The sequence below is a fragment of the Nonomuraea sp. MG754425 genome (assembly GCF_021699195.1).
Classification (GTDB): Bacteria; Actinomycetota; Actinomycetes; order Streptosporangiales; family Streptosporangiaceae; genus Nonomuraea.
The window spans coordinates 22300-47551 of sequence record NZ_SSXE01000058.1 but is presented as its reverse complement, the minus strand read 5'-3'; the positions used below and the strand labels follow the sequence as shown (position 1 = coordinate 47551).

Genomic DNA, 25252 nt, shown 5'->3' with positions numbered 1-25252 from the left:
GGGCTGGGCGGGCTCGTGGCGCAGACGGCGGTGCCGTACGCGACGGCCGACTACTTCGCCGACGCCAGGTTCCGGCACAAGGAGCACATCGACGAGGCCGTCACGGAGGAGGGCCTGGTCGCCATCCTGGGGGTGCCGCTGCGGCTGGGGCAGCGGGTGATCGGCGTGCTGATGGCGGCCAACCGCAGCGCGCGGCCGTTCCACCAGGAGGAGGTGTCGTTGCTGGCCAGCCTGGCCGCGCACGCCGCCGTCGCGATCGACAACGCCAGGCTGCTGCAGGAGACCAGGAACGCGCTGGAGGAACTCTCCCACGCCCACAGAACCGCCAGGGAGCACGGCGAGGCCGTGGAGCGGGCCGCCATGGCGCACGACCGCATGACCTCGCTGGTGCTGCGCGGCGGCGGCATCGAGGACGTGGCGGCCGTGGTGACCGACGTGCTCGGCGGGTCGCTGGCCGTCCTGGACGACCTGGGCCGGGCCATCAGCGGCGGGGTGGGCGAGCTCGACGCCGGGGTGTTCGAGGCGGCGCAGGCGTCCAGGGCGCTGGGGCGCACCGTGCGCAGGGGCGACCTGCTGATCGCCTCCGTGGACGTGGGCGGTGAGCCGCTGTGCACGCTGATCCTGCGCAGCGACGACGCCGACGAGCGCATCCTGGAGCGGGCGGCGCTGGTGTGCGCGCTGCTGCTGCTGTTCCGCAGGAGCGTGGCGGAGGCCGAGGGCCGGGTCAGGGGCGAACTGCTCGACGACCTGATCGCGCGGCCGGGCTCGCCGGGGCTGGCCGACCGGGCCCGCCGGCTGGGCATGGACCTGGGGGCCCCGCACGTCGTGGTGGTGGCCAGGCACGCGGGGCAGCGCGAGCGGGCGGCGTTCTGGGCCTCCTCGCACGCCGCCGTGCGGCACGGGCTCGCGGCCGGGCGCGGCGAGGAGGTGGTGCTCCTGCTGCCCGGTGACGACGCGGACGGCCTGGCCCGGCGGGTGGCCCGCGAGCTGACGGCGTCGCTGCACGGCCCGGCGACGGCGGGCGCGGCACGCGCGGGCGAGCCGAAGGACGTGGCCACCGCCTACCAGGAGGCGCGGCGGTGCGCGGAGGCGCTGATCGCGCTCGGCCGGGCCGGGGAGGGCGCGAGCGCGGCCGAGCTGGGCTTCGTGGGCCTGCTCGTCGGCGACGGCCGCGACGTGGGCGGCTTCGTCGCCAGGACGCTCGGCCCGGTCATCGACTACGACGCCCGCCGGGGCACCGCGCTGACCGGCACGCTGGCGGCCTACTTCGGCACCGGCGGCTCGCCGTCGCGTACCGCCGAGGCCATGCACATCCACGTCAACACGGTCACGCAGCGGCTCGACCGGATCGGCAAGCTGCTCGGCGAGGGCTGGCTGGAGCCGGAACGGGCGCTGGAGATCCAGCTCGCCCTGCGCCTGCACCGGCTCGGCCACACATACGTGCCGGACACTATGGGACCTGACCCCATATGAGTGACCCCGGTCACAACCTACGGTGACCGGCATGGCCACTTCCATCAAGAAGATCGTCGCCGCGAGCCTGATCGGCACCACCATCGAGTGGTACGACTTCTTCCTGTACGGCTCGGCAGCCGCCCTCGTCTTCAACACCCTCTTCTTCCCCGAGTCCGACCCCCTGACCGGCACGCTGCTGTCGTTCCTCACCTACGCCGTCGGGTTCGTCGCCCGCCCGCTCGGCGGCCTGGTCTTCGGCCACTTCGGCGACCGGGTCGGCCGCAAGACGCTGCTGGTCGTCAGCCTGCTGATGATGGGCGCGGCGACGTTCCTGATCGGCTGCCTGCCGACGTACGAGACGCTGGGGCCGGCCGCGGCGCTGGTGCTGACGGCGCTCAGGCTGGTGCAGGGCTTCGCGCTCGGCGGCGAGTGGGGCGGGGCGGTGCTGATCGTCTCCGAGCACGGCGACACCGCGCGGCGCGGCTTCTGGGCCTCCTGGCCGCAGGCGGGCGCTCCCGGCGGGAACCTGCTGGCGACCGGTGTGCTGGCCGCGCTGGCCGCCTGGCAGCCGGAGGAGGCGTTCCTGGCGTGGGGGTGGCGGGTGCCGTTCCTGCTGTCGGGCGTGCTGGTGCTGATCGGGCTCTGGATCCGGTTGACGATCAGCGAGTCGCCGGTCTTCCGGGAGGCCCCGCCGGAGCCCAGGGCGCCCATCGTCGGGGTGCTGCGGTACCACTCCAAGGACGTGCTCGTCGCGATCGGCGCCCGCCTGGCGGAGAACATCTCGTTCTACCTGCTGACCGTCTTCGTCATCACGTACGCCAAGCAGACCGGCGTCGACAACTCCACCGTGCTGAGCGCGGTGCTCGTCTCCTCGGCCGTGCACTTCCTCACGATCCCGCTGTGGGGGGCGCTGTCGGACCGGCTCGGCCGCCGTCCGATCTACCTGGCGGGCGCGGCCGGCATCGGCGTGTGGATCTTCGCGTTCTTCCCGCTGGTGGACACCGGGAACTTCCTGGCGATCACCCTGGCCGTCACCGTCGGCCTGCTCTTCCACGGCATGATGTACGGCCCCCAGGCGGCCTTCTTCTCCGAGCTGTTCGGCACCAGGACGCGGTACACCGGCGTGTCCATCGGCGCGCAGCTCTCGGCGATCGTGGCCGGCGCGCTGGCCCCGATCATCGCGGTCACCCTGCTGCAGCGCTTCGGCAGCAGCGTGCCCATCTCGATCTACCTCGGCGTGGCCGCGCTGCTCACCCTTTTCGCGGTCTACAAGGCCCGCGAGACCCGGGGCAGCGACCTGGCCGCGGGGCCGGCTCAGTCGGTGAGGTAGCGCCGCCCGCCGGCGCGCGCCCAGCGGACGAGGTGCCGCGCGCCGGGCAGCCGCCTGCCGAGCCGGTGCAGGGCGGTGTCGCGGCCCATGGGCGAGCGGCGTCCGGGATCGACGGCGGCGGCCGGGCGGGCCTCGATCCTGCCCTTGCGCATCTCCAGCGAGAAGCGCAGCCCGAGCTCCTCCTCGGCGGAGCGCAGCGAGCACAGCCAGGCGCCGGGCCCGAGATGCTCGGGGCCGGGGAAGAGCCGCTTGACCGGCACCTTGGCCACGAGCTGCCCGGCGAGGCGGCCCGGCACCCCGGCCTCGACGAGGGCGGGCGCGCTCACCTCGCGGGCGCGCCGGCCGGCTCCGCGCATGACCAGCTCCAGCGGCGGCCCGCCGCTCGGCGGCACGTACGGCACCGGCAGCACGACGTACAGGTGCCGGCCGAGGTGCTTGACCTCCACGCCCGGCGAGACCAGCGCGATCGACTCGGTGAACGAGCGCGGCTCGATGGCCAGGCCCAGCTCGCCCTGGTCGCTCCAGCACGGCACCACCAGCCGCATCCTGGGCCGCTGTGCCAGCACCCCCAGGCAGTTGAGCGGGCCGTCGGGGCGGCTGACGCGGCTCCTGGCCTGGCCGGCGCCGCTGAACATGCGGACGTGCACCTCCCACTGGCCGGGGCTCAGCGGCTCGCCCAGGGCCGCGTCGGAGATGTCCAGCCGGGTCTCGCCCTTGATCCGCACCCGGATCCGGCGGCGGCCCGCGCTGACCCGCTCGACGCGCTGGGCGAGCGGCAGGAAGTGCACGACGCCCGTCTCGGTGTGGCGCACGTAGAGCTCGATGCGGGCCCGCTCGACGTCGTCGGTGATGTCGGTGAGGTCCTCGCCGAGTTGCCTGGTGTCCAGCGAGCGCGGCGGGATCCAGTGCACGCGCTCGCCGTCCATGCGGTACTTGTCCGGCGAGCCGTCGCCGGACAGCACCTCCACGGTGAGCCCGAGCACCAGGACGTGGGCGTCCCAGCGCACCTCGGTGAGGTCGGCCCGCAGGCCGGCGCGCTTGGAGGCGTTCGACATGAGCACGATCTGGTCGAGGCGGCCGGCGCGGACGTAGGCGGCCACCACGCGGAGCTGGACCGGCAGGTGACGGTCGAGCCGCTCGGGGAAGCGCCGGACCATGAACTCCTGCACCACGCGGAAGTGCATGCCCCTGTCGACGGACGATTCGGCGAACTTGCTGGTCAGCAGCGGTCGCAGGACGGCGTACCGCAGCCAGTACGCGTAGACGCGGTCGCGCTGGCGGCCCTCGCCCAGGTAGGCGTCCACGTCGTCGAGCAGCGCCTGCAGTTCCTTGACGATGGCCCGCGGCTCCTCCTCGGCCCGCGGGCGCTCCCCGAGGTGGCAGCAGACGTGCTCGGCCAGCACCGCGATGACCTTGGCGCGCAGGAAGGCCCGCAGCACGAACGCCTGCTCGCCCATCCGGCCGCCCGGCACGGAGAAGCCCAGCTCGTGTTCCTCCAGGAAGGCGCGCCGGTAGAGCTGCTGCGGGTGCAGCAGGGTGAGCAGCCGGTCGCGCAGGATGTCGGCGCGGGCGGTGCTGCGCCCGAAGGCGGTCATCGGCGGGCCGGAGTCGCGGGTCAGGCGGCCGGCCAGCACGTCCGCGTCGCTCTCCACGGCGCGCTCGTGCATGCGTTCCAGCGCCTCCCGCTCCAGGCGGTCGCCGGGGTCGAGGAAGAGCACGTAGTCGCCGGCCGCGGCGGCGAGTCCGACGTTGCGCCCGCGCGCCGGCGAGCCCGTGTGCGGCAGGTGCAGCGCCCGGACGTGGCGCCGGACGGCCGCGATGGCGTCCAGGCGTTCGGCCGTCCCGTCCGTGGACCCGTCGTCCACGAAGATCACTTCGTATTCGTCCGCGGGCATCGTCTGCTCCAGCGCGGAGCGGATGCACGCGTCGGCGGTGTCACCCGGATTGTGCATGTTGACGATCAGACTGACCTTCACACCCATGCGGCCAGGGTGCGCCCGTATACCGGATCAGGCGCGGCGGCTTGCCGATTGGAGAAGGAAAGTTGACCTGTTAGTACCAGCCCACGGACTGAGAGTGGCCCCAGGCGGAACAGGGCGTGCCGTAGCGGCCCTTGATGTAGCCAAGACCCCACTTGATCTGGGTGGCGGCGTTGGTCTGCCAGTCGGAGCCCGCGCTGGCCATCTTGCTGCCGGGCAGGGACTGCGGGATGCCGTACGCGCCGGAGTAGCGGTTCATGGCCCGCTCGTTCCAGCCGCTCTCCTTGTGCCAGAGCCGTTCCAGGCAGCCCCACTGGTCCCCGCCGAACCCGAACGAGGCCATCATGGACTTCGCGGTGGCCTTGTTGGAGCCCGGTGAGGGGTCGCTGCCCGGCGGGAAGTTCATGGCGGGGAAGCCGTCGCCGCCCGGGGCCTTCTTGGGCACGACCCAGTCGAGGCCCTTGCCCGCCGCTCCCCCGCGGTCCTTCTTGAGCTGGTCGGCGCGGTAGGCCTGTGCGGCCTCGGCCTTGAGCACGTCGGCCTCGGGGTCGGCGGCGTACAGGTCGCCGGTGGTGAGCTTGCCGAGGTCGGAGACCGAGAGGGGGGCCGCCGGCGGCCTGTTGGCGTTCTCGATGGCGCGGTTGGCGACGTAACCGCCGCCGCCGCCGACGACCGCCAGCGAGAGCACGGTGATGATGACGCGTTTGGGAGTGATGCGCGAAGGCCGGCGCGACGAGGGAAGGTCTTCCTTCCGGCGGCGCTCACGGGGGCGCTCACTCAACTGCGGACCAGGGCTCACGATGCATGAGCTTGCCCTGTGTTGGGGGGTGGTCCGCAACCGAAACGCGAGAATCGCTTGCTGCGAATTTCACCAACCACCAGGTTGGCCCATCATTTCCCAAAAATTGTGACATTCGTCACAGAAGCGGCAGCCCCCCTTCAGGCGCCCGTTCACTGAAGGGAAGCTGCTTTCAGCGTCCGGGATCATCTTCTGGATCTCGTCGTAGGCGTGTCACAATTCGGTGACACATCCCGGGTATTCGAGACATGGAACAATAATGTGCGCGTGGCTGGCATCCTCCTCGTCGAAGACGACCCCTCGGTCCGCACCGCTCTAGAGCTCGCGCTGACCCGGCAGGGGCACTCCGTCACGTCGTACGCCACGGGTGAAGAGGCCCTCGACCACATCAGGGCCCGCCGCCCCGAGATCGCCATCCTCGACGTGATGCTCCCGGGCATCGACGGCGTCGAGGTGTGCCGGCGCGTACGCAAGCTCGACCAGCTCCCCGTGATCCTGCTCACCGCCCGCGGCGACGACCTCGACGTGGTGGTCGGCCTGGAGGCGGGCGCCGACGACTACGTGGTCAAACCGGTCGAGCCCCGCGTGCTGGACGCCCGCATCCGCGCCGTCCTGCGCCGCGCCGAGTCCGCCGCCTCCGACCGCATCACCTTCGGCGACCTCGTCATCGACCGGGGCGCGCTCAAGGTCATGCTGGCCGGCAAGGAGATCCACCTGACCCCGACCGAGCTGCGGCTGCTGCTGGAGCTCGTCCGGCACCCCGGCCAGGTGCTCAACCGCCGCTACCTGCTGCGGGCCGTCTGGGACCACACGCACATCGCCGACTCGCGCCTGGTGGACGCCTGCGTGCAGCGCATCCGCGCCAAGATCGAGCCCAAACCGGCCGAGCCCGTCTTCATCCACACCGTGCGCGGTTTCGGCTACCGGTTCAACCCTCCGTGATCCCCCGTCCCACGGGGCTGCGCGCCCGTCTGGTCATCACCTTCACGCTCGTCGCCGTCACCGCCTCGCTGCTGGTCGCCACGATCGGCTTCGAGCTGGCCAAGTCCGCGCTCATCACCAGGACCGAGACCACCTCCCTGGACCTGGTGACCAGGGAGCTGTCCAGCATCGACTTCTCGATCGGCAAGCCGCGGCCCGGGGAGGCCGCCCCCACGTCCAAGGACCTCGACCGCGTGGCCCACGCGCTCAGCGGTCCCGGACGCAGCGCGCTGGTCGAGTACGGCGCCCTGCTGTCCACCGAGGGCCCCCTGTCGATGAGCGACGTGCCCAACGAGCTGTACGGCCGGGCCAAGCAGAGCCTCGTCACCCAGCGCAAGATCATCCGCAACGAGCTGTTCCTCATCGTCGGCGCCGAGGTCTACCGGGACAACGCCGGCCGGCCCGAGGCCACCGGCCTGCGGGCGTTCGTGTTCTTCCCCATGCACGACGACGAGCGCCAGCTCGCCACGCTCAGGACCACGCTCGCCCAGACGGGCATGGTCATCGTGCTGATCGCCCTGGTCGTGGCGCTGCTGTCGGCCCGGCAGGTGCTGCTGCCGGTGCGGCGGCTCAGCGCCGCGGCCGAGGCGCTCGGCCAGGGCCGCCTGGACACCCGCCTGCCCGTGCACGGCCAGGACGAGCTGGCGGGACTGACCGCCCGCTTCAACGACGCGGCGGCGGCCCTGGAGCTGAGCGTGACGGAACTGCGCTCGCTGGAGGCCATGTCACGCAGGTTCGTGGCCGACGTCTCGCACGAGCTGCGCACCCCGCTGACCGCGATGACGGCCGTGGCCGACATGCTCTCCGACGAGGCCGAGCACCTGCCCGACGCGCCCGCCGAGGCCGTACGGCTGGTGCTCAGGGAGATCGAGCGCCTGCGCGAGCTGGTCGAGCACCTCATCGAGATCAGCCGCTTCGACGCCGGCACGGCCACGCTGCACCTCGAACCGGTGGCCGTGGCCGACTCCATCCACGACTGCCTGGAGGTGCGCGGCTGGATCGACAAGGTGACGGTCACCGCCTCCCAGGGCCTGACTGCCAACCTCGACCTCAGCCGGTTCGACGTCATCGTGGCCAACCTGGTCGGCAACGCGCTCAAGCACGGCCTGCCGCCCGTCGTGATCACCGCCAGGGCGACGGAGAACGGCCTGGAGGTGAAGGTCCGCGACCACGGCAAGGGCATCCCGCGCGAGGCGCTGCCGCACGTCTTCGACCGCTTCTTCAAGGCCGGCGCCGGCCGGGCCCGCAGCCACGGCAGCGGCCTGGGCCTGGCCATCGCCCGCGCCAACGTCCAACTGCACGGCGGCACGATCTCCGTACGCCTCCAGAACCCCGGAACCCTCTTCACGGTCTGGCTCCCGCACGCATGAAAGCCATCATCCCGGCCATCGCGCTGCTCGCCATGACGGCGGCCTGCGGCATCTCACCCACCGACGTCCAGGAGATGGGCAACGCCCCCACCGTGCGCATCCCGCCGCCGTCCAAGACGATCTACCTGATCAGGGACGGCGAGCTGGCGCTGGAGCCGGCCGACGTCGAGGACGACACGGTGGACAGCCTGCTCGGAGCCCTCTTCGACGCCTCCACCCAGCCGCTGGGCGACCGGGACACCGCGCTGCGCGGCTTCGCGTACATGAGGACCAAGAACTCGATCAACCCGCCGCAGCGCGACGAGATGCAGCTCCCGCGCACCTCGACGCTGACCGTCTACATCAGCGGCGAGGGCACGCTGACCAAGCTCGGCATGGCGCAGATCGTCTGCACCGCGCAGCAGGACGCGGCGTTCGAGCTGGTGAAGGTCGTGCGGGAGAACGCGGGCCGCCCCTCCAGGGTGGAGGGGCGGCACACCTGCGGCGAGCTGAAATGACGGCCGGGGCGGGCCGCGCCGGCGGCCCGCCCCGGCCGCTCACATCGTGATGTCCTCGAGCATCTCCGTGACCAGCGCGGCGATCGGGGAGCGCTCGGACCTGGTGAGCGTGACGTGCGCGAACAGCGGGTGGCCCTTGAGCTTCTCCACCACCGCGACCACGCCGTCGTGCCGGCCGACGCGCAGGTTGTCGCGCTGGGCCACGTCGTGGGTGAGCACCACCCGCGAGTTGGCCCCGATCCGGCTCAGCACGGTGAGCAGCACCCCGCGTTCGAGCGACTGGGCCTCGTCCACGATCACGAACGCGTCGTGCAGCGACCGGCCGCGGATGTGCGTGAGCGGGAGCACCTCCAGCATGCCCCGGTCGAGCACCTCCTCGATCACCTCGGGAGAGGTGATCGCGCCGAGCGTGTCGTAGACGGCCTGCGCCCACGGGCCCATCTTCTCGCCCTCGGTGCCGGGCAGGTAGCCGAGCTCCTGGCCGCCCACGGCGTAGAGGGGACGGAAGACGACCACCTTGCGGTGCTGGCGGCGCTCCAGGACCGCCTCCAGGCCCGCGCAGAGCGCCAGCGCCGACTTGCCGGTGCCGGCCCGGCCGCCGAGCGAGACGATGCCGATCTCCGGGTCCATCAGCAGGTCGAGCGCGATGCGCTGCTCGGCGGAGCGGCCGTGCAGCCCGAAGACCTCGCGGTCGCCGCGGACGAGGCGTACTGACTTGTCCGGCTGCACCCGGCCGAGCGCCGAGCCCTTGGCCGACAGCAGCCGCAGGCCGGTGTGCGCGGGCAGGTCTCTGGTCTCCTCGAAGTCGGCGGTGCCCGCGTCGAAGAGCGTTTCGACGTCTTCGGCGGTCACCTGGACCTCGGCCATCCCGGTCCAGCCCGACTCGTGCACGAGTTCCGCGCGGTACTCCTCGGCCGCCAGGCCGATCGAGGCGGCCTTGACCCGCATCGGCAGGTCCTTGGACACCAGGACCACGTCGCAGCCCTCGCTGGCCAGCGAGCGGGCCACGGTCAGAATGCGCGTGTCGTTGTCGCCCAGGCGGAAGCCGACCGGCAGAATGGATGGGTCGCTGTGGTTGAGCTCAACCCTGATCGTGCCGTCCCCCGTGGGCATCGGCTCGTCCAGCCTGCCGTGCTCGACCCGTAGCTCGTCGAGGTAGCGCAGGGCCTTCCTCGCGAAGTAGCCGAGCTCCGGGTGATGCCGCTTGCCTTCCAGTTCCGTGATGACCACGATCGGAAGGACCACGTCGTGCTCGGCGAACCTGGTCATGGCCGCCGGGTCTGCCAGCAGCACCGAGGTGTCCAGCACGTACGTGCGCTTGGCCGACTGGTGAGTAGGGTTACTCGAGGACACTGCCACACGTTCTCCCCCGGGTGCCCCTAGGTGCGGGCACCCTGCAGACGAGGTGGGAATCGGACCGGACCCACGTCCCCGACCGCGAACCGCCGTCAGCGCCGGAGTCCGGCCCCCTCGGCAGTTTTTGGTGCAAAGGCGGGACCTCTCCGAAATGTCCGGCCTGTGACCGGACACTTCCAACGTTACGTCCTGGATACCCGATTGTCGGGTCAGGAACCGTATCGCCGATGTCTCGCAGCGTAATCGCGCAGCGCCCGCAGGAAATCGACCCTGCGGAAGTCCGGCCAGTAGGCCTCGTGGAAGTAGAACTCAGAGTGGGCGCTCTGCCAGAGCATGAAACCGGACAGGCGCTGCTCTCCCGAGGTCCGGATGAGGAGGTCCGGGTCGGGCTGGCCGCGAGTGTAGAGATGCTCCGCGATGTGCTCGACATCGAGCACCTCGACGAGGTCCTCGATGCTCGCTCCCCTGCTCGCGTGCTCTTGGAGCAGTGAGCGCACCGCATCGGCAATCTCACGTCTTCCTCCATACCCAACTGCAACGTTCACAATCAGGCCCGGACGGTGTGATGACGCTTCTTTTGCATTTTTTAGGACATTAGCCGTACGGTCCGGCAACAGGTCAAGGGCTCCGACGGGGCTGACCCGCCAGCCCTGCGTCACCAGTTCCTGGGTCACGTCCTCGATGATGCGCAGCAGGGGCTCCAGCTCTTCCCTGGGCCGGTTGAGGTTGTCGTTGGACAACATCCAGACCGTGACGACCTCGACGCCGCTCTCGCGGCACCAGCCGAGCAGCTCGAAGATCTTGTCCGCGCCCCTGCGGTGCCCGGTGGAGACGTCACGCTCGCCTCTGGCGCGCGCCCAGCGGCGGTTGCCGTCGATGATGACCCCGACATGCCGGGGGACGCTGTCCTTCGACAGCTTGGCCTCCAGCCGGTGTTCGTACAGCCGGTAGACCAGATCGCGCAGGCCCACGGAGTGCCTCCCCAGCGGTGCGGTTGCCCTTGGCCGTTTGCCCTAACAGGCAATTATCACCGCGAATCGCCCGTGCCTGCTCCGTCTCCCGCATTCCTCGCCAGATCTCTACCTTCCAGACACCCTTCCGCCTCATTCACCAGACCGCGTACGAACACCGACAACTCGGCCGAGGTCAGGACCGCCCGCATGCCCACGCCCGTGACGCCCCACGCCTCGACGTAGGCCCTCCTGGTCAGCCGCCACTCACCCTGGGCCGGCTGCCACATGGGGATGGTGCGCAACTGGCAGCTCAGCTCGCCGCCGCCGCGCCCCGCCCTGGTGCGGTAGCGGAAGGAGAACAGTTCACTGTCGGGTTCGCCACCCGGGAAGCGGTCGTCGGGGTCGGCCCACCGCGTGGCCGCTCCCCCGCCCCGGCGGGCCTCGTCGACCCCGCGCGCCAGGCGCGCGAGCTGCCAGCCGCAGCGCTCCCCCACACTGCCGTAGGGAGCGCCGTCGCGGTGCAGCTCAAGGGTGATCTCGTACGGCGCGCCGACGCTATCCGTGCACGCCACGGGCGTGACGGTCAGATAGGAACCATCGACGCAGCGTAGTCCTCCCACCCCCCTCTGCGTTTCCCGGCGAATGCCCCCTAAACCCCCGGAACCCAGGCGTGCTCCCGCCAGCCCGGCGGCTGGTGCCACTCCGTCCAGCCGTGCCCCGTACGGCCGTCCTCGGTCTCGTACGCGCACATCGCCCTCGGGAACTCGGCCACCGCCCCGTGCGGCGAGGTGAGCGTCACGGGGGCGAACGCGAGGGGCCGCACGGTCGTGACGCACCCGGGAAAGCCCAGCACGGTACGCGCCGGACGGTCCCCGTCGAAGTCGGTGGCCGCCGAGAAGCCCTCCGCGTGGGCCAGTTCCCCCTCGGCCGCCAGGAACGCCGGCCAGGCCACCTCCAGGCCCAGGTTGGCGCGCATGCCGTGCAGGTACGTGCCGTCCGCCAGGCGGGCGCTGCTCCACAACCACGACAACGACCACCAGTCACGCACGCCCCAACTGTGGTCGCGCTCACCGTGGCCGTGGAAGGCGACGCCGTCGATCGTGCCGGTGACCTCGCAGGGGATCTCGTAGCGGGGGGTGAGCGCGTAGCCGTAGACGCCGGCGACCGTGCGGTACTCGAGGTCGAGCGAGAGCCGCCCGGAGCGCAGCCGGACCCGCGCCCGCTCGAAGGGCTCGACGAGGTCGTGGACGGCCTCGTAGCCGCTGCCCGGCACACTGAGGCCGGGGCCGGGCAGCGGGGCCTCGTGGTCCAGTACCGCGGCGCGGGGGCCGTCCGGGGTGACCAGGCAGGCCCAGTACCAGGCGCGGCCCCAGCCGGGGTAGCGGCCGAGGCGGACGTAGCCGCCCAGCCGGCCGTCCTCGGAGACGAAGTCGAAGTACCAGGACTCGTTCCACAGCGGCTCGCCGCCGGGCTCGTGCTCCCGCTCGTCCTCCGGGCCCAGGGGCCATTCGCCCATGTTGACGATCCGCATCTCGCCTCCCAAGCGCTTGCTACGATCAGCGTAGCCCGGGCAGGCGGGACCACCAGGGGCGTCTGGGAGCCGGCTCGTCCGGCAGCAGGCCGCGCCCGCGCAGCCAGGCGGCGAAGTCGTCGGCGTCGGCCCGGTAACCGGGCGGCGGCGTGGCGCGGGCCCGCGCGTACGCGGCGAACTCCGCGACCAGGCCAAGGCCCGCGGCGGCGGCCGTGTCCGGGCGGATCCTGACCACGATGCCACGGCGTTTGGCGACCAGGCTCGCGGCCTGCGCCCGCAGGCGCGCCGGGTCGAAGCCCTCGGGCGGCTCGGCCCCCGTGACCAGGGCGGCCACCACCCGGCTCTGCGCCTCGGCCAGCCGCAGCCGATCCTCCGGAGTGGGTCGCCGCGGCTGCGCCGGCGGCCCCTGTTCGCCGGCGAGCCGCCGCGACTCCCTCGGTGTCACCGGGCCCTTCCGGCCATCGCCATCGCGGCCCTGATCCTGGACAGTTCATCGGTCAGCACGGCGTCGCTCGGGTACTCGTCGTCCCACTCCAGCAGCACGCCGGGCGGGGTGGCCCGGCAGCACAGCTCGGTGAGCAGGTCGAGCACGGCCTGAGGCGCGGCCGTGGTGTGGGTGTCGTGCCAGAGGCCGTCGTGCTCGTAGCCGCCGGCCACGTGGACGTACGCGAGGTGCTCCAGCGGCAGCGCGTCCAGCGCCGCCACGGCGGGCAACCCCAGGTTGACCTGACTGGTGTAGAGGTTGGCCACGTCGATCAGCAGCCCCACGCCGGTGCGCTCGACCAGTTCGGCCAGGAACTGCGCCTCGGTCAGCTCGTCCTCGGGCCAGCCGAAGACGGCCGCCACGTTCTCCAGGGCGAGCGGGACGGGCAGCGCGTCCTGGGCCCGGCGCACGTTGTCGGCGACCACCCGCAGGGCGTCCCACGTGCGCGGCACGGGCAGCAGGTGCCCAACCTCCACGCCGCCGGCCCGTACGAACGCCAGGTGCTCGCTGACCAGCGGCGCGTCCAGCGCCGCCGCGCACGCGGCCAGCGAGGCCAGCCGGCCGGGGTCGGGCGGCTCCGCGCCGCCGACACCGAGCGACACCCCGTGGGGGATCACCGGCATGCTTCCGTCTCGCAGTTCCCGCAGCGACTCGGGCAGACGGGCGGGACTGATGTTCTCGGCGACCACCTCGACGAAGCCGACGCCGGCCATCCGCTCGATGGTCAGGTCCAGCTCCGGCCGCCAGCCGATGCCCACTCCCAGCCCCGCCATGGTCAGCTCCCTCCGCCTCCGCAGCCGCCACCGCCGCAGCCGCCGCCCCCGCCGCAGCCCGACGTCCCGCTGCCACAGCCCGACGTCCCACTGCCGCAGCCCGCCGAAGCTGACGCGCTGCCGCTCGTGGAGCCCCCGACGTACGCGGTCCCGCCGCCGCCCCGGCCGCGCTGGACCTGGCGGCGGCCGAGTTCGGTCCGCAGCTTCTTGTCGCGCACCTCGCCGACGCCGTAGAGCGCGAGCGCGACCGGCCCCTTGGCCACGCCCCTGACGTGCGACCGCCTGGCCGAGTCCATCGCCTCCTGGCCGGACGCGGTGACCGTGACCCGCGTGGCCCGCCGGTGCCCCGCGTGGACGAGTTCCGAGACGAGCGCCGTGCCCGCGAAGACGAGCGTGGCGAGCCCGGCGGACAGGTTCGGGGCCAGGACGACGGTCAGCCCCTCGATCACGAAGCCGGCCAGAGCCGGCACGGCCAGCAGGCGCAGCCGCCGAGCGAGCCGCGCGGCCACGTCGAACGCGCCGTCGGAGCGTTGCAGGCCCAGCGTCGTGAGGTGCTGCTTGATCGCCTCCATCGCGAGGCTCCCGCCGACCTCGGCCCTGAGCGACACCAGCGGCAGGCCCGACCGGGCGGCCACCGCGCCCAGCACCGTCTCCTCAAGTGGGTCCCCCTCGACCGAGGTGCGCACGACCCGGTGCACCCGGCCGCCGCGCGAGACGCGGATGGCGCCGCGTTCGGCCAGGACGGCCAGCGCCGTGTCGGCCGCCCGCCGCGGGCCGCCCACGAGATAGGCCAGGTCGTAGTGGCCGAGATCACGGTAAAGGGCCCCCGTGCCCTCGGCCCTGATGGCGGCGTGGCCCTTTCGCAGGGCCCGGATGGTGACGGCGGCGTAAGCCGCGATAGCCACCGAGACAATGAGCAGGAACAGATCCATGTGCGGCCTCCCCTCGTGCGGCCGATCAGCCCACGTGCCGGAAAGACACTTACCGGCAACGTACGACCGCGCGTCACGGAGTCCCGGGTTTTGCTCGTTTAGCTCCCGCCGGATCCGCACCCGCCACCCGGCCCGCCACCTCAGCCGGACCGGCCGCCCCGACCGGCCCTCCCGTCACAGCCGGCGCACACGAAACGGCGCCGACCGTCACGAGGACGACCGGCGCCGGTGCGGACGGGTTCAGTCGAGGCGGTCGAGCAGCGCGTTGTACTCGTCCCACAGCTCCTTCGGCAGGTGGCTGCCGAACGTGTTGAAGTGGTCCGGGATCAGCGCGGCCTCCTCGCGCCAGACGTCCCGGTCGACGGTGAGCAGCGTGCGCAGGTCCTCGTCCGACAGGTCGAGGCCCTCGGTGTCGAGCTCGGCCGGCAGCAGGCCGATCGGCGTCGGCACGGCCTCGGCCACGCCGTTGAGCCGGTCGACGATCCACTTGAGCACGCGGCTGTTCTCGCCGAAGCCCGGCCAGACGAACGTGCCCTGGTCGTTCTTCCTGAACCAGTTGACGTAGTAGATCCTGGGCAGCCGGGCGCCCTCGCGGCGGCCGACCTCCAGCCAGTGGCCGAAGTAGTCGCCCATGTTGTAGCCGCAGAACGGCAGCATGGCGAACGGGTCGTGGCGCAGCTCGCCGACCTTGCCCTCGGCGGCGGCGGTCTTCTCGGAGGCGACGTTGGCTCCGAGGAAGACGCCGTGCTGCCAGCTCAGCGACTCCGTCACCAGAGGCACGGCGGTGGCGCGGCGACCGCCGAACAGGATCGCCGAGATCGGCACGCCCTTGGGGTCCTGCCACTCCGGCGCGATGGTCGGGCACTGCGCGGCAGGCGTGGTGAAGCGCGCGTTGGGGTGGGCGGCGGGCTCGTCGCCGCCGGGCGTCCAGGAGCGGCCCTTCCAGTCGGTCAGGTGCGCCGGCGGCTGCTCGGTGAGGCCCTCCCACCACACGTCGCCGTCGTCGGTGAGCGCGACGTTGGTGAAGATGCTGTTGCCCCAGAGCGTCTTGATCGCGTTGGCGTTGGTCACCTCGCCGGTGCCGGGGGCCACGCCGAAGAAGCCGGCCTCCGGGTTGATGGCGTAGAGGCGGCCGTCCGCGCCGAAGCGCATCCAGGCGATGTCGTCGCCGATCGTCTCGACCTTCCAGCCCGGGATCGTGGGCTGGAGCATGGCGAGGTTGGTCTTGCCGCAGGCGCTGGGGAAGGCCGCGGCGATGTAGCGGGCCTCGCCGGAGGGCGGCGTCAGCTTGAGCACGAGCATGTGCTCGGCCAGCCAGCCCTCGTCGCGGGCCATCACGCTGGCGATGCGCAGGGCGTAGCACTTCTTGCCGAGCAGCGCGTTGCCGCCGTAGCCGGAACCGTAGGACCAGATCTCGCGGCTCTCGGGGAAGTGGCTGATGTACTTCGTGGAGCTGCACGGCCAGGGCACGTCCTCCTGGCCGGGTCGCAGCGGGGCCCCGACGGAGTGGACCGCCTTGACGAAGTCGCCCCGCTCCTCGATCAGGCGCAGCGCCCGCTCGCCCATGCGGGTCATGACGCGCATGGACACGGCGACGTACGCGGAGTCGGTGATCTCCACCCCGAGCTGGGAGATCTCGCCGCCCAGCGGGCCCATGCAGAACGGCACGACGTACATCGTGCGGCCGCGCATGCAGCCCTTGAACAGCTTGCCGAACGTCTGGCGCATCTCGTCGGGCGCGATCCAGTTGTTCGTGGGCCCGGCGTCCTCGCGGCGCTCGGAGCAGATGTAGGTGCGGTCCTCGACCCGTGCCACGTCGGAGGGGTCGGACTTGGCGTAGAAGCTGTTGGGCCTGGCGGCCAGCCGGGTGAGCGTGCCCTGATCGACGAGGAGGTTGGTCAGCCGAGTCCACTCCTCCTCGGACCCGTCGCACCACTCGACGCGGTCCGGCTGGGTGAGGGCTGCGATCTCGTTCACCCAGGCGGCCAATTCCTTATTGGCCGTGGGCGCTGCTACATCCATGGAAACGGACACGACTTGACTCCTCCACTCTCTCAGGGCCCAGTCATCATTAACGACGAGACGCCCGGAAAGCCAATTGGCATAGACCTTTGGCTGGGTGCGTCGCCGCAGGCAGCGGCCCTGACGATTGAGGGAGCCTACCCACACGGAGGCGATTTAAAAGAGTAATTTCCGGGGCCCTCCCGGGGCATTGGTCCAGTCCAATCGAGCTGGTCTAAACCAATTCCCGGAGTGGTTTAGTCCTTTCGCCGAGCCGTTTCCGCTGGAGGGCTTCATGAATGGACGTCGGGGCCCGCGGAGCGAACGCGGTCGACGTGCTGGAGGGCGTCGCGCAACTCGGCGAGCCACTCGTCGGTGTTCTTGCCGACCAGGCGTACGCACCAGGCGAGCGCGTCGCTGCGACTCCTGGCCACGCCGGCGGCCACGAGCGTGTCGAGGACCTGGCGCTCGGCCTGGCGCAGCCGGGTCATGACGGGCACGGACAGTGTGGTGAACATCACAGTCTCGCCGCCGCAGACCACGCCCCAGGAGACCTTCTGCCGGAACCGGCGCTCGGCCTCCTTGGCGATCTCGATCCGCCGCTCGCGCGTCTCCTCCCTGAACCTCCTGGCCAGCCCCTCGATCAGGGCGCCACGCTCGGCCTCGGGCGTGTCGGCGGGCGGGTCGGGCAGGGTGCCGAGCACCGCGATCTCCTCGCGGTCCCTGACGATCTCCGGCGCGCCGGTGAACCACCCCTCGGGGAGCCGCCCGGCGAACCAGCCGCGTACCTGCGCGGTCACATCGTCTGTTGTCATGTAATGAACATTACATTCTTGCGGCCGAATTGCCCGCGCAGGGAACACAGACCTGTACGCCGGGTAAGGCTCAGCGGACCTTGGCCGCCGCGACGGGGCTGACCCGTACGACGCCCGCGAGGTTCCTGGTGCTCACCGGGGCGATCTTCACGACGTCGCCGGTACGCGGCGCGTGCAACATCTTCCCCTCGCCCCAGTAGATCGCCACATGCGAGATGTAGTCGGGGTTGGTCGGGTCGTTGCGCCAGAAGAGCAGGTCGCCCGGCTGCGCCTGCGCGAACGGCACCTGCGGCCCGGTCACCCACTGCTGGTGCGTGACCCGCGGCATGCGCACCCCCGCCTGCCCGTAGGCCCACTGGACCAGCCCCGAGCAGTCGAAGGTGTCGGGCCCCTCGGCACCCCACACGTACGGGCGGCCCAGCTTGGAGACCGCCGCCTTGAGCGCCACGGTGAGCTGTTCGCCGGTCATGAACGAGCCCGCCGGCCAACTGCGCCGGGTCACGTTCTGGCGCGGCTGGGGCAGCACCGGGTTGACCTCGGCCACCTGCGTGCCCTTGCCCAGCGCCTTGAGGATCCGCTTGCGCAGCGTGTCGGAGTCGGCCTTCGGGGCGCTGACGATGAGCGCGTTGTCGCGGGGCAGCCCGAGCGCGCGGCCGACGTCCCTGGACACGACGGCGTCCACCGCGCCGAACCCGGTGGTCGCGTACGCGCCGATGCGCAGTTGCCTGGTCGAGCCCGCGGCCACCCGGGAGTGCAGGGGCAGCCCGCCGTCGTTGCCCAGCACGAACGAGACCGCCACGTCCCCGGCGGCGACGTTCTGCCACAACGCGTCGGACGAGGCGGTCACCTTGGGGGTGTAGGACCGGAACGTCGAGGGGTTGACGGCCAAAGTCTGGACCCGCTTGCCGTCGAGGGTGATCGAGGCCGCGTCGGCCAGTTCGAGGGCCCGTACGCCCGACAGCTTGGCGACCTTGCGCAACATCTCGTCGGTGAACGGCTTGCGCGTGAGCACGAACAGGTTGGGCTTGTGCAGTTTGCTCAGCGGCGCCACCGGCTGCGTGGTCGTGGCCGGCTGCTGCTGCCGTAGCGGGCGCTGCTGCGCCAGCGGCGTCTGCCGCGGCGTGGCGCGCGCTGCCTCGCCGGTCGTGGTGGCGGTCTGCGGCTGCGTCAGCAGCAGCACGTCCGCGGTCAGCACCGCGACCAGCGTCACCACGATGAACGGCACCAGCTTGTACGTGTTGCGCCGCTTGCGGCTCTTGACTAAGAAGCTGAGGTCCTGCCGGATCCCGGACCCCTGCGGCATCGGGGGCCCCGGTAACATCCCCGGCGGATGGTGAATTACCGGCAAATGCGGAAAATCCGCCGGGCCGACGTGGGCCCGGCGGTCATGTTCGGAGGGGGTCAGTTGCCGATGTACGGCACAGCCTCGAGGATCTCGACGGTGTTCTGCCGTCCGTTGGGCATGGAGTAGGTCGCCTTCTCCCCGATCTTCTTGCCGTTGATCGCCGCCCCGAGCGGGGACTTGGGCGAGTAGACGTCGATCGGTGCGCCGCTCTCCTCGCGGGAGGCCAGCAGGAAGGTGACCTCGTCGTCGTCGCCGACGAACCGGATGGTCACCGTCATTCCGGGGCCCACCACGCCCTCGGCCTTGGGGGCCTCGCCGACTTGGGCGCTGTCGAGGATCTGCCGGAGGTGGAAGATCCGGGCCTCCATCTTGCCCTGCTCGTCCTTGGCGGCGTGGTAGCCGCCGTTCTCCTTCAGGTCGCCCTCTTCCCGGGCGGCCTCGATCTTCTTGGCGATGTCGACGCGCCCGGGGCCCGAGAGATACTCGTACTCCGCCTTCAGGCGGTCGTACGCCTCCTGCGTCAGCCAGGTGACGTTCTCATCGCGAGAGTCGGCCACGGGTTCTCCTTGCTTGCCTAGGGGGCCCTGAGATCAGTTGAGGTTACGTACGGTTGAATTGCGAAAGGCTAACAACTTAACCGCTCGAACGCTTCCCCAAATGTCTCACTATACGAGATTGCAGTACTGGATGTGGACGGAAGTGGCCTCGCCGCTCGTGTCGAGGCTTTCCTTGAGCTGCTTACTACCCTCACCAGCCCGGATTCTTACTTCCCTGCTGCCCACTTCCGCGTGATTGACGTCCAGCGCCCTGATCCGGCAGACGGCCACCCTATCGTCTGGCTTGTACACCTCAAAGGTGATCTCCGCGCTGCTCGGACCGTTGATCTTGAACGTCACGACCTGGGCCGGCGCCTCCGACCCCCCGGCCGTCATCGACCACATCACGTAGCCCCAGCCACCTGCGATGATGGCAACCAGCACGCCGATCACCACGTGGACGACCAGCCGGCCACCTCGTCTGGGTCGGTCAGGAAAGTCGTCGGGCGTGCCGAGAACGGGCCCGTTCCCGGCATCTCTGGTGACCATGGCGGAATCTCCCTGCACTCCCTCAGCGTTATCCGAGACAATTGTCGCCCGTGAGGGGTGTGCCCTCGCGACCGCCCAGCAGAAACTAACCTGTCTGGGCGACTGACCGGTCCCAACTGAGGAGCATCGAGCCCGTGAGTGCACCGCTGAGGCTGATGGCCGTTCACGCCCATCCCGACGACGAGTCGAGCAAGGGCGCCGCGACGATGGCACGTTACGTGCGCGAGGGCGTGGAAGTCCTGGTGTGTACCCTCACAGGCGGTGAACGCGGCTCCGTGCTCAACCCGAAGATGGACCGGCCCGAGATCGTCGCCAACATCGGCGAGGTACGCAGGGCCGAGATGGCGCGAGCGCGCAAGATCCTCGGCGTCGAGCAGCGTTTCATGGGCTTCGTCGACTCCGGGCTGCCGGAGAACGAGGACGAGGCGCTCCCCGAGGGCTGCTTCGGCCTGCAGAAGCTGGAGGACGCCGCCGCGCCGCTGGTCGCGGCCGTACGCGAGTTCAGGCCGCACGTGATCATCACCTACGACGACGACGGCGGCTACCCGCACCCCGACCACATCATGACCAACAAGGTCTCGGTCGAGGCGTTCGAGGCGGCCGGCGACCCCGACCGCTACCCCGGCGCCGGCGACCCCTGGCAGCCGCTCAAGCTCTACTACCAGATGGGCTTCACCAAGGAGCGTTTCGAGGCGCTGCACGAGGCGATGACCGAGCGCGACCTCGGCTCCCCGTACGCCGACTGGATCTCCCGCTGGGAGGACCGCCCCGCCAAGTGGCCGGTCACCACGCGGGTGCCGTGCGGCGATTACTTCCAGCTCCGCGACGAGGCGCTGCTCGCGCACGCCACCCAGGTGGACCCCGACGGCTTCTGGTTCGTCTGCCCGCGCGAACTGCAGCAGGAGATCTGGCCGACCGAGGACTACCACCTGGCGCGCTCCCTGGTCGACACCGCGCTGCCGGAGGACGACCTGTTCACCGGCATCCACGCCGACGAGGTCGAACCCGCCTGCCGCTGAGGCCCGGGAGCAGGGCCTGACCGATGGCGGGAGCACGGCACCCCGGTGGCAGACTGGAGGTGTGATGGTTCTAGCAGCAGGTGAAGTGAGCCCGGGTCTGCTCGGGTTCGTCGTCGTGGCCTTCCTCGGGCTCGCCCTGTACATCCTGATCAAGTCGATGAACAAGCAGATCTCGAAGATCCAGGTGCCGCACGAGGGCGAGGCCGAGGCCGAGAGCCACGACGAGTCCCACGACGAGAAGGCCAAGAAGTAGATGCCGATCGACATAGTCGACAACTCGACGGAAAGCCGCTTCGAGCTCCTCGTGGACGGCAAGGTCGCCGGGTTCGCCGACTATCTGCTGCTGCCCACCAAGATCGTCTTCACCCACACCGAGGTGCTGCCCGCCTACGAGGGGCAGGGGCTGGCGGGCAAGCTGGTCGGCTACGCCCTCCAGGCGAGCGCCGACACCGGCCTGCGCGTCGAGCCACGCTGCCCCTACGTCGCCAAGTACATCGAGCGCCACCCCGAGTTCGCCGACCTCGTCGACTGAACCGTCACTCGGAGGCCGGCGACCAGGCGCGTTCGAGCGCCATCGGCAGCCCCCACCAGCCCAGCGGGGTGAGCACCTCGTCCTCGTCCACGACGCCGAGGTGCCCCCAAAGGCTCACCACCGACGTGAACAGCGTCTCCGTCGTGTCGAGATCGTCGGCGTCCTGCACGTCGATGTCGATGTCCTCCGACTCGGCGATGAGCCGGGCCATCCGCTCCGGCGAGGCCAGCACCCCGGGGCCCAGCCGCACCAGCGCCGCCACCCCGGCCAGCCAGTCGGCGTGCTGGATCGCGCACAGGTTGGCCAGCGCCGTGTCCTCGACGTTCAGCTCCCTGTCGAGGTCGGCGAACTCCTCCAGCACGTCCTCGGTCTCCGGCAGGTCCGAGATCGGCCCCGCCACGCCCGCCACCACCTCCAGCCACAGCTCCTCGTCGTCGTCCGGCACCGGCCGGTCGACGAACCCGGCGCAGGCCCGCAGCACGTTGGCGGGATAGCCGGGCAGGACGAGCAGCGCCCGCAGCCGCGCCGCGGCCACCGCCAGCTCCGCGGCCGGCAGTTCGGGCCGCCTGGGCAGCTCCGCCATGATCCGGCGCAGCTCCTCCAGCGCGAACGCCTCCTCCTCGTCCCAGGCCGCGAACAGCTCCTCGTCCTGCTCGTCGCTGACCGCGAACCCGGGCACCCGGCCGTCCGGCAGCGGCGTGCTCAGCCAGCGCTCCTGCAGTTCCTCGAAGGCCGCGCGGGCGGCCCGGTCGCCGGTGACCAGCGCGTCGGGGTCGATCTCCCCGTCGGCGACCCGCTCCTCCAGGTGCGCCACCAGCCGGGCGAACATCTCGACCGCCACCGGCCCGCGCTCGTCCTCCTCCGGCCAGACGAAGTAGCTGGGCGTCATCAGGATCGGCTCGGTGCCGGTGGACTCGACCCACCGCTGGACGTCACCCACCGTGGCCACCCCCGCCTCGATCGAGCTGAGCGTCGCCTTGGCGGACTCCCAGAACGCGAGGGAGAGCGGGTTGCCCGCCGACATCATGGCCCGTCTCAGGTCGGGCAGCGCGACCAGGGCCACGCCGGACGGCACGGCGAGCAGCGCGCGTGCCAGATCCCTGCGGGTGAGGGCGGAAGCCGGCCGACCGGCCTGGGCGCAGACGAAGTCCATATCCACGACCCGTAACCTACGCCGTGTCGGCGTCCTGAGTCATCGGCGCGCGGGGAGCGTAGGACAGCAGGTCTCCCGGCTGGCAGCCGAGCACCTCGCAGAGCTTGCCCAGGGTCGTGAACCGGATCGCCTTGGCGCGGTTGTTCTTGAGTATCGACAGGTTGACGTTGGTGATGCCGACCCGGCCGGCCAGCTGGACCAGCGTCATCCCGCGCTCCTCCAGCAACCGGTCGAGGTGCACCTCCACGTCGTGCTGCTCGGATGTCATCAGGCGGTCCCTTTCCCGTTCCCCACACGCCCGCACGCCACTGGGCACCCTCCGGCCCGCCGGGCCGTCCGGACGACGACACGAGCGTACCCACGCCCCGAAACCCCGGCGAAGCCCCAGCCCGCAGCCATGACGTGTCACCGGAATCCCGCGTGCGGATGAGATCAAGACCTAGGCTGACGGCGTGAAAGCTGGTGACATGAGCACTCAGCCTGTCCACAGGGGCACAACCGGCGATTCCAGGGTGCCGCGCACGATCGGCGGCGTTTCCGCCGCGCTGCGGGGCGGTCGCCGTGCTCAGTTCTTCGCCGAACTCCACGAAGCTCGGCAGGGCCCCGAACTGGATGCTGTGCTCAACGCCTGGTGGGGGCGGGCGATGCTCGATGCCGACCCCGATCGCGACCGCGTCCGGGCAGCGGCCGAAGCCGGAGCGCTGCCCACCACCACCTTGGACGACGTCCTGCGCCGGCGGCAGGAGCACGGTGTCCGGTGAGCGAGGACGAGAGTCGACATGTGCTCCGCACCAGCATCGTCCTGTTCTGATGGTGTGAGAGCCTGGCTCTATGAACAGGCTGGGTAGTGAGACTTCTCCCTACCTCCTCCAGCACGCCGACAACCCTGTTGATTGGTGGCCTTGGGGAGAGGAGGCGATGCAAGAAGCGAGTAGGCGGGACGTGCCCCTGTTGATCAGTGTGGGGTACTCATCCTGCCATTGGTTACCCGCTTCTTGACATCCACATGGTGCCACGTGATGGCTCATGAGAGCTTCGAGGACGCCGCGACCGCGCGCCTGATGAACGAGCACTTCGTCAACATCAAGGTCGACCGCGAGGAGCGGCCCGACGTGGACGCCGTCTACATGGGCGCCACGCAGGCCATGACGCGTCAGGGCGGCTGGCCGATGACGGTGTTCGCGACGCCCGAGGGGCACCCGTTCTACTGCGGCACGTACTTCCCGCGTCCCCACTTCCAGCGCCTGCTCACCGAGGTGCACAACGTCTGGACCGGCGACAGGGAGTCGGTGCTGAAGCAGGGCGCCAAGGTGGTGGAGGCGCTCAACACGCAGACCACGCTGCCGAGCGGCCCGCTGCCGGGCGAGGAGACGCTGCGGCAGGCCATGCTGAACCTGCGGGAGTCCTTCGACACGGCCGACGGCGGCTTCGGCGGCGCGCCGAAGTTCCCGCCGTCGATGGTGCTGGAGTTCCTGCTGCGCTCGGGCGAGCGCGAGATGAGCGCCACGACGCTGGAGGCCATGGCCAGGGGCGGCATGTACGACCAGCTCGCCGGCGGGTTCGCCCGCTACAGCGTGGACGAGAGCTGGGTGGTGCCGCACTTCGAGAAGATGCTCTACGACAACGCCCTGCTGCTGCGCGTCTACACGCACTGGTGGAAGGCGGGCGGCGGCGACCTGGCCCGCCGGGTGGCGCTGGAGACGGCCGGCTGGCTGCTGCGCGAGCTGCGCACGCCGGAGGGCGGGTTCGCCTCGGCGCTCGACGCCGACAGCGAGGGCGTGGAGGGCAAGTTCTACGTCTGGACGCCCGGCGAGCTGCGCGAGGCGCTCGGCGACGACGACGGCCGGTGGGCCGCCGGGCTGTTCGAGGTGACGCCGCAGGGCACGTTCGAGCACGGCGCCTCGGTGCTGCAGCTCCTGACCGACCCCGAGGACCCGGAGCGCCACGCGGACGTGCGGGCGCGGCTGCTGGCGGCCAGGGAGCGGCGGGTGCGTCCGGGGCGCGACGACAAGGTCGTGGCCTCGTGGAACGGCCTGGCCATCGCCGCGCTGGCGGAGGCCGGGGCCGTGTTCGAGCGGCCCGGCCTGGTGACGGCGGCCACGGAGGCGGCCGAGTTGCTGGCGAGCACGCACGTGGCCGACGGGAGGCTGCTGCGCACCTCCAGGGACGGCCGGGCGGGCGCGAACGCCGGGGTGCTGGACGACTACGCGAACGTGGCCGAGGGCCTGATCGCGCTCTATGGCGTGTCCGGCGAGGCCAGGTGGCTGCGCCTGGCGGGCTCCCTGCTCGACGCCGTGCTCGACCGCTTCTCCGACGGGGCCGGCGGCTTCTACGACACCGCCGACGACGCCGAGCGGCTCTTCCAGCGCCCGCAGGACCCCACGGACAACGCCACCCCCTCCGGCCAGTACGCCGCCGCTGGCGCGCTGCTGTCCTACGGGGCCCTGACCGGCTCCATGCGCCACCGTGACGCCGCGCACGCCGCGCTCGGCACCGTGTCCGTGCTGGCCGCCGGGCACGCCCGGTTCGCTGGGTGGGGGCTGGCCGTGGCGCGGGCCGCGCTGTCGGGGCCCGTGGAGGTGGCCGTGGTCGGGCCCGCCGACGACCCGCGTACGGCGGCGCTGCACCGGGAGGCGCTGCTCGCGGACGTCCCCGGGCTCGTGGTGGCGCTCGGCCACGACGACGCCGCCGAACGGGGCAGCGGTGATCCGCTCGTGCCGCGTGAACCCGCCTTCCCCGCGCTGCTGGAGGGCCGGGGGACGGTCGGCGAGACGCCGGCCGCCTACGTGTGCAGGGGGTTCACCTGCCGGATGCCTGTGACGACCGTCGAGGAGCTGCGCGCCGAGCTGGCGGCCGGCTGAG

General features: G+C 71.2%; 25 protein-coding genes and 1 pseudogene. 10 read left to right on the top strand and 16 right to left on the bottom strand.

The genetic code is table 11. From position 1 onward, the window contains the following. Together FAF44_RS21195 and FAF44_RS21190 are read left to right on the top strand one after the other, a co-directional pair. Positions 1 to 1473 (top strand): helix-turn-helix domain-containing protein (locus FAF44_RS21195; protein ID WP_237104950.1); only part of this gene is annotated, 1473 nt, incomplete at its 5' end. 31 nt (positions 1474 to 1504) lie between these two features. Further along, positions 1505 to 2785, top strand: a complete 1281-nt coding sequence (locus FAF44_RS21190; RefSeq protein WP_237104949.1) for an MFS transporter — start codon at positions 1505 to 1507, stop codon at positions 2783 to 2785. Here FAF44_RS21190 and FAF44_RS21185 read toward each other — a convergent pair. Further along, a complete protein-coding gene (locus FAF44_RS21185) occupies positions 2770 to 4767 on the bottom strand; it encodes a glycosyltransferase (protein ID WP_237104948.1) in 1998 nt (665 codons plus the stop codon). The two genes, FAF44_RS21190 and FAF44_RS21185, sit on opposite strands and share 16 nt — an antisense overlap. 70 nt (positions 4768 to 4837) lie before the next feature. Next, the gene (locus FAF44_RS21180; protein WP_272894812.1) at positions 4838 to 5443 is read right to left on the bottom strand and encodes a lytic transglycosylase domain-containing protein; all 606 of its coding nucleotides are present in this window, start codon (positions 5441 to 5443) and stop codon (positions 4838 to 4840) included. A gap of 387 nt (positions 5444 to 5830) precedes the next feature. Between FAF44_RS21180 and FAF44_RS21175 the strand changes: the two genes are divergently transcribed. From FAF44_RS21175 to FAF44_RS21165, 3 genes are read left to right on the top strand one after another with little or no spacing between them, the layout of a single operon-like run. Continuing rightward, a complete protein-coding gene (locus FAF44_RS21175) occupies positions 5831 to 6505 on the top strand; it encodes a response regulator transcription factor (RefSeq protein ID WP_237104947.1) in 675 nt (224 codons plus the stop codon). Beyond that, positions 6502 to 7914 (top strand): HAMP domain-containing sensor histidine kinase, encoded by a 1413-nt coding sequence (locus FAF44_RS21170; RefSeq protein WP_237104946.1) that lies wholly within the window; start codon positions 6502 to 6504, stop codon positions 7912 to 7914. Before FAF44_RS21175 ends, FAF44_RS21170 begins: the two co-directional genes overlap by 4 nt. After that, a complete protein-coding gene (locus FAF44_RS21165; RefSeq protein WP_237104945.1) occupies positions 7911 to 8411 on the top strand; it encodes a hypothetical protein in 501 nt (166 codons plus the stop codon). Before FAF44_RS21170 ends, FAF44_RS21165 begins: the two co-directional genes overlap by 4 nt. A gap of 39 nt (positions 8412 to 8450) precedes the next feature. On the opposite strand, the gene FAF44_RS21160 is transcribed toward FAF44_RS21165, so the two are convergent. The 12 genes from FAF44_RS21160 to FAF44_RS21105 form a co-directional block, all read right to left on the bottom strand. Beyond that, entirely contained in the window at positions 8451 to 9719 is a 1269-nt protein-coding gene (locus FAF44_RS21160; RefSeq protein WP_308193351.1) for a PhoH family protein, read from the bottom strand. Between the two features lie 257 nt (positions 9720 to 9976). Continuing rightward, on the bottom strand, positions 9977 to 10738 hold the full coding sequence (locus FAF44_RS21155; protein WP_237104944.1) for an isoprenyl transferase: 762 nt from the start codon (positions 10736 to 10738) through the stop codon (positions 9977 to 9979). Between the two features lie 56 nt (positions 10739 to 10794). Further along, positions 10795 to 11292 (bottom strand): hypothetical protein, encoded by a 498-nt coding sequence (locus tag FAF44_RS21150; protein ID WP_237104943.1) that lies wholly within the window; start codon positions 11290 to 11292, stop codon positions 10795 to 10797. A gap of 77 nt (positions 11293 to 11369) precedes the next feature. Continuing rightward, entirely contained in the window at positions 11370 to 12251 is an 882-nt protein-coding gene (locus tag FAF44_RS21145; RefSeq protein WP_237104942.1) for a hypothetical protein, read from the bottom strand. 25 nt (positions 12252 to 12276) lie between these two features. Beyond that, a complete protein-coding gene (locus tag FAF44_RS21140) occupies positions 12277 to 12696 on the bottom strand; it encodes a hypothetical protein (protein ID WP_237104941.1) in 420 nt (139 codons plus the stop codon). Continuing rightward, positions 12693 to 13508 carry a DUF692 domain-containing protein gene (locus tag FAF44_RS21135; protein ID WP_237104940.1) on the bottom strand — a complete coding sequence of 272 codons (816 nt, stop codon included), beginning with the start codon at positions 13506 to 13508 and terminating at the stop codon, positions 12693 to 12695. Before FAF44_RS21135 ends, FAF44_RS21140 begins: the two co-directional genes overlap by 4 nt. Positions 13509 to 13510: 2 nt before the next feature. Then, the gene (locus FAF44_RS21130; protein ID WP_237104939.1) at positions 13511 to 14440 is read right to left on the bottom strand and encodes a TIGR04222 domain-containing membrane protein; all 930 of its coding nucleotides are present in this window, start codon (positions 14438 to 14440) and stop codon (positions 13511 to 13513) included. Positions 14441 to 14680: 240 nt separating this feature from the next. Then, positions 14681 to 16462 carry a phosphoenolpyruvate carboxykinase (GTP) gene (locus FAF44_RS21125; protein ID WP_237104954.1) on the bottom strand — a complete coding sequence of 594 codons (1782 nt, stop codon included), beginning with the start codon at positions 16460 to 16462 and terminating at the stop codon, positions 14681 to 14683. 272 nt (positions 16463 to 16734) lie between these two features. Next, positions 16735 to 17256: a hypothetical protein gene (locus FAF44_RS21120; protein ID WP_272894804.1), complete on the bottom strand. Its 522-nt coding sequence runs from the start codon at positions 17254 to 17256 to the stop codon at positions 16735 to 16737. 70 nt (positions 17257 to 17326) lie between these two features. Further along, entirely contained in the window at positions 17327 to 18559 is a 1233-nt protein-coding gene (locus tag FAF44_RS21115) for a C40 family peptidase (RefSeq protein ID WP_237104938.1), read from the bottom strand. Positions 18560 to 18657: 98 nt separating this feature from the next. Beyond that, on the bottom strand, positions 18658 to 19158 hold the full coding sequence (gene greA / locus FAF44_RS21110) for a transcription elongation factor GreA (RefSeq protein ID WP_237104937.1): 501 nt from the start codon (positions 19156 to 19158) through the stop codon (positions 18658 to 18660). A gap of 108 nt (positions 19159 to 19266) precedes the next feature. Continuing rightward, positions 19267 to 19686, bottom strand: a complete 420-nt coding sequence (locus FAF44_RS21105) for a DUF4307 domain-containing protein (RefSeq protein WP_237104936.1) — start codon at positions 19684 to 19686, stop codon at positions 19267 to 19269. A gap of 134 nt (positions 19687 to 19820) precedes the next feature. Between FAF44_RS21105 and mca the strand changes: the two genes are divergently transcribed. The 3 genes from mca to FAF44_RS21090 all read left to right on the top strand — a co-directional run bounded on the left by mca (position 19821) and on the right by FAF44_RS21090 (position 21237). Continuing rightward, positions 19821 to 20705: a mycothiol conjugate amidase Mca gene (mca, locus tag FAF44_RS21100; protein WP_237104935.1), complete on the top strand. Its 885-nt coding sequence runs from the start codon at positions 19821 to 19823 to the stop codon at positions 20703 to 20705. Between the two features lie 64 nt (positions 20706 to 20769). Beyond that, on the top strand, positions 20770 to 20958 hold the full coding sequence (locus FAF44_RS21095; RefSeq protein WP_237104934.1) for a hypothetical protein: 189 nt from the start codon (positions 20770 to 20772) through the stop codon (positions 20956 to 20958). Then, complete coding sequence (locus FAF44_RS21090) at positions 20959 to 21237, top strand: GNAT family N-acetyltransferase (RefSeq protein WP_237104933.1); 279 nt, start codon at positions 20959 to 20961, stop codon at positions 21235 to 21237. Positions 21238 to 21241: 4 nt separating this feature from the next. On the opposite strand, the gene FAF44_RS21085 is transcribed toward FAF44_RS21090, so the two are convergent. Both FAF44_RS21085 and FAF44_RS21080 read right to left on the bottom strand, forming a co-directional pair. After that, positions 21242 to 22390, bottom strand: a complete 1149-nt coding sequence (locus FAF44_RS21085) for a hypothetical protein (RefSeq protein WP_237104953.1) — start codon at positions 22388 to 22390, stop codon at positions 21242 to 21244. Between the two features lie 16 nt (positions 22391 to 22406). Further along, on the bottom strand, positions 22407 to 22658 hold the full coding sequence (locus FAF44_RS21080; RefSeq protein ID WP_237104932.1) for a helix-turn-helix transcriptional regulator: 252 nt from the start codon (positions 22656 to 22658) through the stop codon (positions 22407 to 22409). 199 nt (positions 22659 to 22857) lie between these two features. Here FAF44_RS21080 and FAF44_RS21075 point away from each other — a divergent pair, with 199 nt between their 5' ends. Together FAF44_RS21075 and FAF44_RS21070 are read left to right on the top strand one after the other, a co-directional pair. Then, positions 22858 to 23151: a hypothetical protein gene (locus FAF44_RS21075; RefSeq protein WP_237104931.1), complete on the top strand. Its 294-nt coding sequence runs from the start codon at positions 22858 to 22860 to the stop codon at positions 23149 to 23151. A gap of 70 nt (positions 23152 to 23221) precedes the next feature. Beyond that, positions 23222 to 25251: pseudogene (locus tag FAF44_RS21070) on the top strand (thioredoxin domain-containing protein). Position 25252: the final 1 nt, after the last annotated feature.